11 protein-coding genes and 1 tRNA gene are annotated in these 13,466 nt (G+C 69.5%); 2 read left to right on the forward strand and 10 right to left on the reverse strand.

Annotated features, from left to right (window positions below):
• The first annotated feature begins 45 nt into the window (after positions 1 to 45).
• Positions 46 to 933, forward strand: coding sequence for an RNA polymerase sigma factor RpoH (gene rpoH, locus AAC691_RS04320; RefSeq protein WP_176640868.1), 888 nt, complete (start codon positions 46 to 48; stop codon positions 931 to 933).
• Positions 934 to 972: 39 nt separating this feature from the next.
• Here rpoH and AAC691_RS04325 read toward each other — a convergent pair whose 3' ends face one another.
• The 5 genes from AAC691_RS04325 to argC all read right to left on the reverse strand — a co-directional run bounded on the left by AAC691_RS04325 (position 973) and on the right by argC (position 6,139).
• Complete coding sequence (locus AAC691_RS04325) at positions 973 to 2,262, reverse strand: adenylosuccinate synthase (protein ID WP_176640869.1); 1,290 nt, start codon at positions 2,260 to 2,262, stop codon at positions 973 to 975.
• Between the two features lie 107 nt (positions 2,263 to 2,369).
• Positions 2,370 to 3,515: an ATP phosphoribosyltransferase regulatory subunit gene (locus AAC691_RS04330; protein ID WP_342629067.1), complete on the reverse strand. Its 1,146-nt coding sequence runs from the start codon at positions 3,513 to 3,515 to the stop codon at positions 2,370 to 2,372.
• Positions 3,516 to 3,576: 61 nt separating this feature from the next.
• Positions 3,577 to 4,806, reverse strand: a complete 1,230-nt coding sequence (locus AAC691_RS04335) for a phosphoserine transaminase (protein ID WP_342629068.1) — start codon at positions 4,804 to 4,806, stop codon at positions 3,577 to 3,579.
• Between the two features lie 15 nt (positions 4,807 to 4,821).
• Positions 4,822 to 4,905: transfer RNA gene (locus tag AAC691_RS04340), tRNA-Leu, on the reverse strand.
• 289 nt (positions 4,906 to 5,194) lie between these two features.
• Positions 5,195 to 6,139: an N-acetyl-gamma-glutamyl-phosphate reductase gene (gene argC / locus AAC691_RS04345; RefSeq protein WP_342629069.1), complete on the reverse strand. Its 945-nt coding sequence runs from the start codon at positions 6,137 to 6,139 to the stop codon at positions 5,195 to 5,197.
• Between the two features lie 166 nt (positions 6,140 to 6,305).
• On the opposite strand from argC, the gene mazG reads away from it, so the two are divergent.
• Positions 6,306 to 7,097: a nucleoside triphosphate pyrophosphohydrolase gene (mazG, locus tag AAC691_RS04350; RefSeq protein ID WP_342629070.1), complete on the forward strand. Its 792-nt coding sequence runs from the start codon at positions 6,306 to 6,308 to the stop codon at positions 7,095 to 7,097.
• A gap of 91 nt (positions 7,098 to 7,188) precedes the next feature.
• On the opposite strand, the gene AAC691_RS04355 is transcribed toward mazG, so the two are convergent.
• From AAC691_RS04355 to AAC691_RS04375, 5 genes are all read right to left on the reverse strand, one after another.
• Positions 7,189 to 8,025, reverse strand: coding sequence for an inositol monophosphatase family protein (locus tag AAC691_RS04355; RefSeq protein ID WP_323991337.1), 837 nt, complete (start codon positions 8,023 to 8,025; stop codon positions 7,189 to 7,191).
• 83 nt (positions 8,026 to 8,108) lie between these two features.
• On the reverse strand, positions 8,109 to 9,440 hold the full coding sequence (gene hflX, locus AAC691_RS04360; RefSeq protein ID WP_342629071.1) for a GTPase HflX: 1,332 nt from the start codon (positions 9,438 to 9,440) through the stop codon (positions 8,109 to 8,111).
• Positions 9,424 to 9,720, reverse strand: coding sequence for an RNA chaperone Hfq (gene hfq, locus AAC691_RS04365; protein ID WP_176641315.1), 297 nt, complete (start codon positions 9,718 to 9,720; stop codon positions 9,424 to 9,426). Before hfq ends, hflX begins: the two co-directional genes overlap by 17 nt.
• Positions 9,721 to 9,833: 113 nt before the next feature.
• Positions 9,834 to 11,225, reverse strand: coding sequence for a sigma-54 dependent transcriptional regulator (locus AAC691_RS04370; protein WP_323991339.1), 1,392 nt, complete (start codon positions 11,223 to 11,225; stop codon positions 9,834 to 9,836).
• Positions 11,215 to 13,428 carry a PAS domain-containing sensor histidine kinase gene (locus AAC691_RS04375; RefSeq protein WP_342630144.1) on the reverse strand — a complete coding sequence of 738 codons (2,214 nt, stop codon included), beginning with the start codon at positions 13,426 to 13,428 and terminating at the stop codon, positions 11,215 to 11,217. The genes AAC691_RS04370 and AAC691_RS04375 overlap by 11 nt, the downstream gene beginning before the upstream one ends.
• Positions 13,429 to 13,466 lie beyond the last annotated feature (38 nt).

The raw sequence follows: 13,466 nt of genomic DNA on the forward strand, positions 1-13,466 counted from the left end.
GACATCCAGGGCGCACCAGACCTCCCGGACAAAGGAGTCCGATCCATGGCCTCTTCCGTTCTGAATGTTGGTCCTGAATCCAACCTGTCAAGGTATCTTCAGGACATCCGCAAATTTCCCATGCTCTCGCCCGAGGAAGAACAGCGCCTGTCGCGACGCTGGAAGGACAAGGGCGATTCCGAAGCCGCGCACGCGCTCGTCACGTCGCATCTGCGCCTGGTCGCCAAGATCGCCATGGGCTATCGCGGCTACGGCCTGCCGCTGGGCGAACTGATCAGCGAAGGCAATATCGGCATGATGCAGGCGGTGCGCCGCTTCGATCCCGACCGGGGCTTCCGCCTGGCGACCTATGCCATGTGGTGGATCCGCGCCGCGATCCAGGAATATATCCTGCATAGCTGGTCGCTGGTGAAGATGGGCACCACGGCCGCGCAGAAGAAGCTGTTCTTCAACCTGCGGCGGCTGAAGGGCCAGATGCAGGCCATCGACGACGGCGACCTGAAGCCCGAGCAGGTCAACCAGATCGCCGCCTCGCTGGGCGTGCCCGAACAGGACGTCATCAACATGAACCGCCGCCTGTCGGCGCCGGACCACAGCCTGAACGCCCCGCTGCGCGCCGACAGCGAAGGCGAATGGCAGGACTGGCTGGTCGACGAGCACGACAACCAGGAACAGACCCTGGCGGAAAGCGAGGAATTCAGCGGCCGCAAGGCCCTGCTGGACAATGCGCTGAAGACGCTGAACGTGCGCGAGCGGCATATCCTGACCGAGCGCCGCCTGAAGGACGAACCCGCGACGCTCGAGGAATTGTCCCACACCTACAATATCTCGCGTGAGCGGGTGCGCCAGATCGAGGTCCGGGCCTTCGAGAAGGTGCAGGCGGCGATGAAGGCCGAAGTCGACGCCCATCGCGAGGCGCTGCAGGCAGGCTGAAGCCGGAGGGAGGGGCTCCCCCTCCCGCCTGCCGCTCCGTCAGTTCTCGAACGGGTCGCGCACCAGGATCGTGTCGTCGCGTTCAGGACTGGTGGACAGCAGCGTGACCGGCGCTTCGACCAGCTCCTCGATCCGGCGGACATATTTGATCGCCTGAGCCGGCAGGTCGACCCACGACCGCGCGCCATAGGTCGTCTCGGTCCAGCCTTCCATCGTCTCATAGACCGGCTTGACCCGCGCCTGGGCCGACGGCGCGGACGGGAAGCTGCGGATGGTCCGGCCGTCCAGCTCATACCCCACGCAGATGCGGATCTCCGGCAGCCCGTCCAGCACGTCCAGCTTGGTCAGCGCCAGGCCGTTGACCCCGCCGACCCGCACCGCGCGCCGCACCAGCATCGCATCGAACCAGCCGCAGCGGCGCGGCCGTCCGGTGACGGTGCCGAACTCGTGGCCGCGCTCGCCCAGGGTTCGGCCCGTCTCGTCATGCAGTTCGCTGGGGAACGGCCCCTCGCCCACCCGGGTCGCATAGGCCTTGGCGATCCCCAGCACGAATCCCACGCTGCCCGGGCCGACACCGCTGCCGGTGGCCGCGTTGGCGGCGATCGTGTTGGAACTGGTGACGAACGGATAGGTCCCGTGGTCGACATCCAGCATCACCGCCTGCGCGCCCTCGAACAGCACGCGGCGGCCGGCCCGGCGCGCATCGTCCAGCAGGTCCCACACCGCCTCCATATAGGGCAGGATGCGCGGCGCCAGCCCGTTCAGGTGCGCCAGCAGCGCCTCCTTGGTAAAGGTCGCGGCGCCCAGCCCGGCCAGCAGCGTGTTGTGATGCAGCAGCAGTTCGTCCAGCTTCCAGTCCAGCGTCTCGGGCTCGGCCAGGTCGCACAGCCGGATCGCCCGGCGGGCCACCTTGTCCTCATAGGCCGGGCCGATGCCCCGGCCGGTGGTGCCGATCTTGCGCGCCCCGCGGGCTTCCTCGCGCGCCCGGTCGATCGCGGCATGCACCGGCAGGATCAGCGGCACATTCTCGGCAATCCGCAGGGTCCGGGGCGACACGTCGAGCCCCTGGGCGGTCACGCGGTCGATCTCGGACAGCAGCGCCTCGGGGTCCACCACCACGCCGTTGCCGATCACCCCCATCTTGCCCCGCACCAGGCCCGAAGGCAGCAGCGACAGCTTATAGGTCTGGTTGCCGACCACCAGCGTATGGCCGGCATTGTGCCCGCCCTGGAAGCGGACGACGATATCGGCCCGGCTGGCCAGCCAGTCGACGATCTTTCCCTTACCCTCGTCACCCCACTGGGCGCCGATCACGGTGACGTTGGACATAAGGTGCTCCTTGTTCAAAGGCAGTGGGCTCAAGGCCAGTAGGATAGAGGTGGTGGACAACGGGCGGCCGGCCGCAACGGCCGCGAAAGGGCGATCGGCGAGGCGTGTCAGTCCAGCGCCGCGACACCCCCGCCCGAGGCGATCAGCGCGCAATCCAGGCGCCGCCCCTCGGCGTCCGGATCGGCCACCTGGGCCAGGGCATCGACCGTCACATACCCCTCGGCCCGCAGCCGGGCCGCGAAGGCCGGGTCGGTGCCGGCGGGCAGAAACACCCGCACCCGCCCCGCGCGCGGCGGCGCGGCGCGCAGCAGGGCCTCGGGCCGCAGGGTCAGGCCGCAGGCCGGCTCGTCATTATTCGAGATATAGCGCCCGCCACGCCCCAGCTCGGCATGCTGGCCATGGGCATAGACGGTCATGCAGACGCCGGTATGGTAGCGCCAACCCCGGAATTCGACCGGATCGACGGTCAGGCGGATCCCCGGCACCCGGGCCTCGATCGCCGCGACCGTCGCGGCCAGCCGGTCGCCCAGCGCGCGCACCGCCGGCGGCAGGCTCAGCGCGCCCAGCACCTCCAGCGCCCGCGCGGCCGGGCCGGCCGCGTGCAGCATGTCGGTCAGCACCGGCGCCAGCCCGCCGGCCAGCCGCGCCACCGCCGCCGAATCCTTGCGGTCCAGGGCGCGCATCAGCGCCTGCCGGTCGGCGGGGCCATAGCCGCCCTCGCCGATCAGCGCCGGCACCAGCGACGGCATCGTCAGGTCGAACGACACGCCCGGCACACCCAGCACCGCCAGCCCTTCGGCGCCCAGGGCCACGATCTCGGCATCAGCCTGGGGCGAATCCGGACCGATCAGCTCGATCCCCGCCTGGGAAATCTGCCGGTCGCTTTCCCGCGCGCCGCCGCCGGCCAGCACGCACGGACCGGCATAGGACAGGCGCAGCGGACGCGGCGCATCGGCCATCCGCGTCGCGGCGATGCGCGCGATCTGCGGCGTGATGTCCGGACGCAGCGCCATCATCCGCCTTGTGTCGGGGTCCATCAGGCGAAAGGCCTGCTCGGCCACCGCCGCCCCCGACCCGCTCAGCAGCGTCTCCTCGAACTCCAGCAGCGGCGGCCTGACGCGGCTATAGCCGTGGCTGGCGAAGACCCGCATCAGATCTTCCATGCCGGCGGCCTCGGCTTCGGCATCCGTCGGAAGCAGGTCGACAAAGCCTGCCGGCAGCAGGGCGGGATTGAAGGGCGGATCGTCCGTCATGCGCGCGCCTATATCATTGTCGCCGCCATTCGTCATGCCCGCAAAACGGGCAGGACGCCGATCAGGCGAATTCGGACCGCACCAGGGCCTCGGCCCAGTCCAGCCAGGGCATCAGCGCGCGCAGGTCGCCGGCCTCGACCGTGGCCCCGCCCCACAGGCGCAGGCCGGGCGGCGCATCGCGATAGCTGCCGATATCCAGCGCGACGCCCTCATCCTCCAGCACCGCCGCCAGCCGCCTGGCCGCCTTGGCCTGGGCCGCCGCGTCCAGCGCGCGAAACCAGGGCGCCACGATGGTCAGGCAGATCGACGTGCTGGACCGCTCGGCCGGATTTTCGGCCAGAAACGCCGCCCAGCCGGATCGCGCGACCCACTCCGACACGACATCCAGGTTGGCCCGGCTGCGCGCGACCAGCGCCGGCAGGCCGCCGATGGACTCCGCCCAGCGCAGCCCGTCCAGCGCGTCCTCGACGCACAGCATCGACGGCGTGTTGATCGTGTCGCCGCGGAAGATCCCCTCGATCAGCCTGCCCTTCTCGGTCAGGCGGAAGATCTTGGGCAGGGGCCGCGGGGGCGGCGTCTCCTCCAGCCGCCGCACGGCGCGCGGCGACAGGGCCAGCATGCCGTGCGCGGCTTCGCCGCCCAGGACCTTCTGCCAGGACCAGGTGACGACATCCAGCTTCTCCCACGGCAGGTCCATCGCGAACGCCGCCGAGGTCGCGTCGCAGATCACCAGCCCCTCGCGTTCGTCGGGGATGAAGGACCCGTCGGGAATGCGCACCCCCGACGTCGTGCCGTTCCATGCCAGCACCACGTCATGCGACCAGTCGATCCGCGCCAGGTCCGGCAGCCTGCCGTACTCGGCCTGCAGCACCCGCGCCCCGGGCGCCTGCAACTGCGCCACGATGTCGTTGGCCCAGGTGGCCGAAAAACTCTCGAAGGACAGGACATCCACCGGGCGCCGGCCGACCAGCGACCACAGCACCATCTCGACCGCCCCGGTATCCGAGGCCGGCACGATCCCCAGCTTCCAGTCCGCCGGCATGCCCAGCAGGGCGTGCGAACGGGTGATGACCTCGTTCAGCCGCGCCCGCCCCTCGGCCGCCCGATGCGACCGGCCCAGCAGCGCGCCGGACAGCGCGTCCAGCGACCAGCCCGGCCGCTTGGCGCACGGCCCCGAGGAAAAACAGGGATTACCGGGCCGCCGGCCCGGCCTGACGACGGAATTGCCCGGGACGAGATCATCGGGGGAAAGATCATCCGGGGCGAGATTGGCAGGGAGAGAAGACATCATCCTGTCCGGAAACGGTGGTACGAGAGAGGGGACTCGAACCCCTATGCCTTGCGGCGGTCGATTTTGAGCCGACTACGTCTACCATTCCGTCACTCTCGCCTGCGGCGTTGCTTACCAGCAAATGGGCGAGCGTGGCAAATGGCGAACGGGCGATTCACCGGGCCCCGTGGCCCCGTGGCAAAGTGCGGGTAGCGTGGAAGCGCCACCGTGCTAGTCTGGGCGCCCCCTCTGTCGGGTGGCCTGCTCAATATAACACCCGGACTATGTCCAACGATGAACGGGGAAACCTGTCCATCGTCGTGGAAATAGGCAGGACGTGATTTTAGCCCTGTTGAAACACGTTACGACCCGCCCGACGCCAGGCGGGTTGGGGAAAGGTCCGACCGCGTCAGGCGGCGCGCGGCGCGGGCGACGCCAGGCCCAGCATCAGGGCGATATTCTGGATCGCCGCCCCCGACGCCCCCTTGCCCAGATTATCGAGTCGCGCGGTCAGCACCGCCTGGCGGCGCGATTCGTTGCAATGGACCCGCAACTCCATCAGGTCCGTGCCGGCCAGTGTATCGGCCGACAGCGTATCCTGGGCATCGGCCACGGCGATCCGGTCCGAACCGGAGAAATGATCCGTCAGCACCGCCCGCAGGTCCTCGCCCGTGACCCGGCCCGCCAGCATGTCGAGATGCAGCGGAATCGACACGATCATCCCCTGGGGGAAATGCCCCACCGAGGGCACGAACAGCGGCGTGCGCGTCAGGCCGGCATAGCGGGTCATTTCCGGCAGGTGCTTGTGGGCCAGGCCCAGCCCGTACAGCTCGAATGCCGGGCCGTCATCATGCTCGTGCGCCTCGATCACCGCCCGGCCGCCGCCGCTATAGCCGCTGACCGCGTTGATGGTGACGGGAAAATCGGGCGCCATGATCCCCGCCCGCACCAGCGGGCGCAACAGCGCGATCGCCCCGGTCGGATAACATCCGGGGTTCGCGACATGCGACGACGCGGCGATCGCGGCCGCCTGGCCCGGGTCCATCTCCGGAAAGCCGTACGTCCAGCCCGGATCGACGCGAAAGGCCGTGCTGGCATCCAGCAGGCGCGGCGCGGCACGCCCCTCCGCCCGGATCGCCTCGACCATGCCGGCCGCCTCACGCGACGCCGCGTCGGGCAGGCACAGCACCACCAGGTCGACCGCGCACATCATGTCATAGCGCGCGCCGGCATCCTTGCGCAGCACGGGATCGATCGAACGCACCGTCACCGGCAGGGCGGCCAGGCGCTGGCGAATGCCCAGCCCCGTCGTGCCCGCCTCGCCGTCGATGAAGAGTGTCGCCTGCTCGCCCATGATCCGTCCGTTCCCGCTGCCCCGCCGTCCGGGGAGCGCGACTATAGTCCCGCCCTGCCCGCCCAGCCAGCCCGTCCGCTTCCCGCGGAAACTATGCCATTCTGTCCCAGGCCCGTAAGAATGCGCCAGGAACGCGCCGCCCGAATCTTCCGAAGGAACCCGCCCGATGCCCGACCCCGCCCACGCGATCGCCCGCCTGATCGAGATCATGGCCCGCCTGCGCGACCCGAAGGACGGATGCCCCTGGGACCGCGAACAGGATTTCGCCTCGATCGCCCCCTATGCGATCGAGGAAGCGTACGAGGTCGAGGACACGATCGCCCGCCAGGACTGGGCCGCCCTGCCCGACGAGCTGGGCGACCTGCTGCTGCAGGTGGTCTATCACGCGCGCATGGCCGAAGAAGCCGGATGGTTCGATTTCGCGACCGTGGCGACGATGATCGGCGACAAGATGATCCGCCGGCATCCCCACGTGTTCGGCGACGCGCCGGCCAGGCCCGGCCAATGGGAGGACGGAAAGGCGCAGGAAAGGCTGGCCCGGCGGGAGTCCGGCACGCTGGACGGGATTCCGGCCGCCCTGCCCGCTTTGCTGCGGGCGCGCAAGCTCTCCGCCCGCGCCGCGCGGGTCGGCTTCGACTGGTCCACGGCGGACGAGGTCGCGCACAAGGTCGATGAGGAAATCGCGGAACTGAAGGCCGAACTGCCGGGCGGCGACCGCGCGCGCCTCGCCGACGAACTGGGCGACGTGCTGTTCACCCTGGCCAGCCTGGCACGCAAGCTGGACCTGGACCCCGAGGCCTGCCTGCGGCACGCCAACGCCAAATTCACCCGCCGCTTCACCGCCATGGAGCAGGACCTCGCCCGCCAGGGCCTGGCCCCGGGCGACAGCAGCCTGGATCAGATGGAGGCCGGCTGGCAGGAGGTCAAGCGCCGCGAGCGGACCGCCCGGTCCGAGTGACCACCCCCGGACGGCCGGGTCTGCCCGGCCGTCCCGCCCGACCTCGGTCCGCCTGCCCGCTCCGCCTGTCCGGTCCGCCTGCCCGCTCCGCTCAGGCGGCGTCCAGCAGCAGCGCCCGCAATTCCAGCCAGCTCTCGCGATCCGGGGCATAGAGCAACCCGCCATCCAGGTCGGTGGGCCGATAGGGCGTGCCGTCGAAATGGGCGCAATACCCCCCGGCCTCGCGATGGATCAGCCAGCCCGCCAGGTGGTCCCACGGCAGCGTCCGGTTGAAGAGCAGGAAATCGCACTTGCCGTCGCCCAGCATCAGATATTCGTGCGCGGCGCAGCGGAAATCCCACGATCCCATCAGGCGGGGCAGGTTGCGCGCGACCGCGTCGCGCATCGGCTGCGGCAGATAGCGCCAGGACGCGTTCCCGCACATCTCCCGCGCCGGGAGGGGCGCCGCGCACGACATGGTCCGCTCCACGCCGTCGGCACCGGCCAGCCACGCGCCCTGTCCGCGCACCGCCAGGGCGGCGACGTCGCAGACCGGGTCCAGAATGGCCGCGCCCACGACCTCGCCCCGCGCCACGACCGCGACCATGACGCCGAACAGCGGCACCCCGGCGGCATAGTTCGCCGTCCCGTCGATCGGATCGACCACATAGGCCAGCGCGGCATCGCCCAGCGTGTCCAGCAGGTCGGGCCGGGCGCAGGCCGCCTCCTCGCCGATCACCACCGCCCCCGGCGACAGGCGCAGCAATGCGCCGGTCATCTCGTGCTCGGCCGCTTCGTCGGCGGCCGTCACCACATCCAGCTTGGTGGATTTGCTGCGGATGCTGGCCGCGTCCAACTGGCGAAAACGCGGCATGATCTGCCGGGCCGCCGCCTTGCGCATGATCGCGATCACGGCACGCATATGCCCAACCGAAATGGGGCCCGTCATGTCATTCTCTCTGGCCAGAACCAATATCTAGCGGCCCGCTGGTCCGGGAGATTCTCATAAGGATCTCTCGGGCGGGACACCGGTCACCCGGCGGATTCGCGCGCCGGAGGGTCGCGTTCGCCGCTCTGCGTCTCGAACCGGGCGCGGTCGGCGGGCAGCAGGCGGACCGTGACCACGATATCCTGCTCGCCGTCCCGGCGCGACGTCACTTCCCCATGAGCATACAGCCAGGCCAGCGTCGCGCCGTCGCGCACCGGAATCGTATAGCGCACGGTCTCCATCGCCTCGGTCAGGCGCGAATCGATGGCCGCCAGCAGGTCGGGCAGCCCGTCACCGGTCATGGCCGAGATCACGACGCCGCCCTCGCGCGGCGGCACGGCGGCAGGCCCGCCGATCAGGTCGGCCTTGTTCTGCACCTCGATCACCCGGCGGCGCCAATCCTCCTCGATCGTGCCGCCCTTGGCCATGCCCTCCAGCACGTCCTCCACGTCGGCGCGCTGGGCCGCGCTGTCGGGGTGCGAGATATCGCGGACATGCAGGATGATGTCCGCCTCGGCCACCTCCTCCAGCGTTGCGCGGAAGGCCGCGATCAGTTCGGTGGGCAGGTCGCTGATGAACCCCACCGTGTCGGACAGGATGATCCGCCGCCCCGACGGCAGGCGCAGCCCGCGCATCGTCGGGTCCAGCGTGGCGAACAACTGGTCCTGCGCATAGACCGCGGCGCCGGTCAGGGCATTGAACAGCGTCGATTTCCCGGCATTGGTATAGCCGACCAGGGCCACGACCGGAAACGGCACGCGCCGCCGCGCCGCCCGGTGCAGGCCGCGCGTGCGGCGCACCTGCTCCAGCTCGCGCTTCAGGCGCACGATCCGGTCGCCGATCATGCGGCGGTCGGCCTCGATCTGGGTCTCGCCCGGCCCGCCCAGAAAGCCGAAGCCGCCGCGCTGGCGTTCCAGGTGGGTCCAGGTGCGGACCAGCCGGCTGCGCTGATATTCCAGGTGCGCCAGTTCGACCTGCAGCGCGCCTTCCTTGGTCGCCGCGCGTTCACCGAAAATATCCAGGATCAGCGCGGTACGGTCGATGACCTTGCAGCCCAGGGCGCGCTCCAGGTTGCGCTGCTGCACGGGCGTCAGCCGCGAATCGACCACCACCACGGCCACCCGGTCCTCCTGGACCGCCGCGCGCAGCGATTCGACCTGCCCGCTGCCCAGCAGGGTGGCGGGACGGCGCGCGCGCAGCAGCAGCACCGCCTTGCGCACGATGACAAGGCCGATCGACGCGGCCAGCCCCACCGCCTCTTCCAGCCGCGCCTCGGCGGCGCGGACTTCTTCCTGACGATCCGGCCGCTCCCAGGGCAGGATGACGGCGGCCCGCGTCGCGGACTGGCTCACGGGACCGTCAGAGGAGATCGGCATCCCCCGCCAGGTCTTTGTCCGCCAGCTCCGTCGCCGCCCCCTCGCTGCGCGAGGGCTCGAACAGCACGACCGGGGTCGCCGGCATCACCGTGCTGATCGCATGCTTGTAGACCAGTTGCGTATGCCCGTCGCGCCGCAGCAGCACCGAGAAATTGTCGAACCAGGTAATGATGCCCTGCAGCTTCACGCCGTTGACCAGGAACACCGTCACCGGCGTCTTGGAGCGTCGGACATGGTTGAGAAAAACGTCCTGAACGTTCTGTGTTGCTTCTTTTGCCACGGTTGGGCCTTACTTTTTCTGTGGGCAGGGACGAGGGCCGCATCAGGCCGCCGCATCCGCCGGAAATATATGAATGCTCTTTTCTAGCAGGCCCTTACCCGCGGGGCAAAACCTCATCCGCCCCCACGGTCGTCCGAGGTCACCCCCAACTGCTTCAGCTTGCGATGCAGCGCGCTGCGCTCCATGCCCACAAAGCCCGCCGTACGGCTGATATTGCCGCCGAATCGCAGCAATTGCGCCTGAAGATACTGGGTTTCGAACAGGTCCCGCGCCTCGCGCAGCGGCAGGCCCATCACATCGGCGGCCGGATCAAATTTCAGCAAGGCCGGCGCCCCCTGCCCCACCGACGGCGGCAGCATTTCGGCGCGGATCGGATCGGTGCCGTTCCCCGGCATCATGATCAGCAGCCTTTCCATCAGGTTGCGCAGTTCGCGCGCATTGCCCGGCCAGTCATAGCTCTGCAGCGCCGCGATCGCGTCGCCCGACAGCTCGCGCAGCGGCAGGCCGGCATTTTCCGCCGCGCGGCGCAGGAACATCCTGGCCAGGGCCGGGATGTCCTCCCGCCGCTCCCGCAGGCTGGGCACGCGCAGCGGCACGACCGCCAGGCGGTAATACAGGTCCTCGCGGAACCGGCCGGCGGCGATTGCCTCCTGCAGGTCGCGATTGGTCGCCGCCAGCACGCGCACATCGACCTTGACGCGCGACGCCCCGCCCACGCGCTCGAAACTCTGGTCCTGCAGGGCCCGGACGATCTTGCCCTGGGTCTCGATCGGCATGTCCGACACTTCGTCCAGCAGCAGCGTGCCGCCATGGGCGCGTTCCAGCACGCCGGTGCGCCGGCCGCTGCCGTCGGGCATGCCCTCGATGCCGAACAGTTCCTCCTCGAACCGGTTGGGCGCCAGGGTGGCGCAGTTCAGGGCGACGAACGGCCCATCCGCCCGGCGCGAGCGCGCATGGATCATCCGCGCCGCCACCTCCTTGCCCGAGCCCGCGGCGCCCGAAATCAGCACGCGCGACCCGCTCGGCGCCACCCGCTCGATCTGGTTGCGCACCCCCGCGATCACCGAGCTGTCGCCGGACAGCGTCGTCTCCGGCCCGGCGCGCAGCCGCAGTTCCGCATTCTCGCGCGCCAGGCGCGACGCCTCCAGCGCGCGGCGGATGACCAGCAGCAGCCGGTCGGACTGGAACGGCTTCTCGATGAAGTCATAGGCGCCGTGCTGCAGCGCCGCGACCGCGGTTTCGATCGTGCCGTGGCCCGAGATCATGATCGTGGGCACGGCCGGCTCCTCGCCCTGGATCGCCTTCAGGATGCCCAGCCCGTCCAGCCGCGAACCCTGCAGCCACACATCCAGGATCACCAGGGATGGCCTGCGGGCCCGAAACGCGCTGATCGCCGAATCCGAATCCCCCGCCAGCCTCGTCTCATAGCCTTCGTCGCGCAGGATACCGTCGACAAGCAGCCGGATGTCGGGCTCATCATCGACGATCAGGATCTCATGCCCCATGGTCGTCCTTTACAGGCAATATCAAAATCGAAACCGCTCCCCTCGCGTCCGGCCGGTCCTCCAGACGGATGCTCCCGCCGTGATCTTCCATGATTTTCTTGACGATCGCCAACCCCAGGCCGGTCCCTTTCGGCTTATGGGTCACATAGGGCTCGGTCAGGCGCTGCCGGTCTTCCTCCGGCAGGCCGATGCCGTCATCGGCCACCGAAAGCTGCGCCGCCGCCCTCTCGATCCGCAAGACAATCCGGACAGTCCCGGCAGGACCGGCCGGGTCCTGCGCAGCATCCCCGTCTTTTGGCACCATTGCAATGGCGTCCGTCGCATTCTGCAACAAATTGGTCAGGGCCTGCCCCAGCAGGCGCCGGTCGCACGCCACCACCGGCCCGTGGTCGGGCAGGTCCGTCTCGTAGCGGATCTCGGGATGCGCGGTCCGCTGCAGGACCAGCGCCTCGCGCACGATGCGCGACAGGTCCTCGGGCCGGATGATCGGCTGCGGCATCCGCGCGAAGGCCGAGAATTCATCGACCATGCGCCCGATATCGCCGACATGCCGCACGATCGTGTCCGCGCACTGGCTGAACGTCTCGGGGTCCGAGGTGATCTCGCGCAGGAAGCGGCGCTTCAGCCGTTCCGCCGCAAGCTGGATCGGGGTCAGCGGGTTCTTGATCTCATGCGCGATGCGGCGCGCCACGTCGGCCCAGGCCGCCTTGCGCTGCGCGGCCTGCAGCTCGGTGATGTCGTCGAACGTGACCACATAGCCCGATGCGGTCCCCCGCGCCTCGGCGCCGATCCGCACCAGCAGGGTGCAGGCCCGCGCCCCGGCACCCACCTGGACCTCGCCGGTCCAGACGCGGTCGGGCGCGCGCGCCGCCTCGTCCAGCATCGGGGCGAATTCCGGCACCACCTCGACCAGCCGCCGCCCGACCGCCGCCTCCAGGTCCTGGTGCAGCAGCATGCCGGCCGCGCGGTTCGGCAGTTCGATGACCTGCTGCGCGTCCAGCCCGATCACCCCGGCCGACACGCCCGACAGCACCGCCTCGGTAAAGCGGCGGCGCTCGTTGATCTGGCTGTTGGCGATCATCAGTTCCGAACGCTGGCTGGCAAGCTGGTCGGTCATGCGGTTGAAGGCGCGCGACAGGCTGGACAGTTCGTCGTCGCGCCGCCCCTCGGGCACGCGCACCTTCAGGTCGCCGTCGCTGATCCGCTCCGACGCCAGGATCAGCAGCCCCAGCGGGCGGACGATCTGGTTGGCCAGCACCAGCCCGACCAGCACCGCCGCCGACAGGACCAGCAGCCCGACCAGCGCGAAGATCATCACGAAGGTGAACTGGATCTTGGACCGGTTGCGGTTCAGCCGCTGATAATCGGCCACCACGCGCTCGGTCCGGTGCATATGGTCCAAAATGACCGGATCGACCGGACGGGTGATCACCAGCATCAGCGGCGGCGTATCGCCCAGCGAGATCACCGCGCGCACCGTCTTCTCGTCGGGCGAATCGAGGATCGCGATCTCGTTGGTGCGGGCCATCAGCGTGGCCGAAGGCGGCGGCAGGGCCTGCATGTCGCCCGGATGGCTCATCAGCCCGCCCGAGGCCACCACCGTGTTGGTCAGCGGGTCATAGATCACCGCCTCGTTCAGGCCGCGCAGCGTCGCCTGGGAATCCAGGATCTGGTCCAGCGCCTCGGGGTCGTGCATCAGGTCCGACCCCGACCCTTCCAGGCCGTTGGCCGCGCTGGCCAGGTAGTTGGCCAGCGAGAACGCCTCGGTGCGGATATTGGCGTTATGTTCCTGCAGATAGCCGTGCGACGCCTCCAGCGCCTCGCTCAGCGCGGTATTCACCCGGTCGCTGAACCAGATCTGGATGCCGTAATGAAAGAACACGGCGGCGAAGGTGCCGACCAGGATGGTGGGCGCCGCCGCGACGATGCCGAACAGGGTCACCAGCCGGACATGCAGCCGCGCCCCCGCCAGGCCGCTGCGCCGTTCGGCCAGCACCCGCCCGACCCGCTCGGCCAGCGCCAGCGCCAGCAGCAGCAGGACCAGGAAGTTCAGGATGAAGATCAGCGCCTGGACGCGCGGATAATGCGTCAGGGACATGCCGCCCGACAGCACCACGAAGGTCGCGACGCCGAAACACAGCGCCAGCGCGACCAGGGTGATCGCGACATTGCGCCGCGCCAGCACGGAAAACAGCCCGCGCATCACGCCCGTCCGGCGCGACGGACGCTCGGCACGCGGCG

This window comes from Nguyenibacter vanlangensis, assembly GCF_038719015.1.
GTDB lineage: Bacteria > Pseudomonadota > Alphaproteobacteria > Acetobacterales > Acetobacteraceae > Gluconacetobacter > Gluconacetobacter vanlangensis.

Excerpts from the sequence above, each read along its gene's own strand:
- rpoH (WP_176640868.1), top strand. The coding sequence starts at position 46 with ATGGCCTCTTCCGTTCTGAATGTTGGTCCTGAATCCAACCTGTCAAGG.
- AAC691_RS04325 (WP_176640869.1), bottom strand. The coding sequence starts at position 2,262 with ATGTCCAACGTCACCGTGATCGGCGCCCAGTGGGGTGACGAGGGTAAG.
- AAC691_RS04330 (WP_342629067.1), bottom strand. The coding sequence starts at position 3,515 with ATGACGGACGATCCGCCCTTCAATCCCGCCCTGCTGCCGGCAGGCTTT.
- AAC691_RS04335 (WP_342629068.1), bottom strand. The coding sequence starts at position 4,806 with ATGATGTCTTCTCTCCCTGCCAATCTCGCCCCGGATGATCTTTCCCCC.
- argC (WP_342629069.1), bottom strand. The coding sequence starts at position 6,139 with ATGGGCGAGCAGGCGACACTCTTCATCGACGGCGAGGCGGGCACGACG.
- mazG (WP_342629070.1), top strand. The coding sequence starts at position 6,306 with ATGCCCGACCCCGCCCACGCGATCGCCCGCCTGATCGAGATCATGGCC.
- AAC691_RS04355 (WP_323991337.1), bottom strand. The coding sequence starts at position 8,025 with ATGACGGGCCCCATTTCGGTTGGGCATATGCGTGCCGTGATCGCGATC.
- hflX (WP_342629071.1), bottom strand. The coding sequence starts at position 9,440 with ATGCCGATCTCCTCTGACGGTCCCGTGAGCCAGTCCGCGACGCGGGCC.
- AAC691_RS04370 (WP_323991339.1), bottom strand. The coding sequence starts at position 11,225 with ATGGGGCATGAGATCCTGATCGTCGATGATGAGCCCGACATCCGGCTG.
- AAC691_RS04375 (WP_342630144.1), bottom strand. The coding sequence starts at position 13,428 with ATGCGCGGGCTGTTTTCCGTGCTGGCGCGGCGCAATGTCGCGATCACC.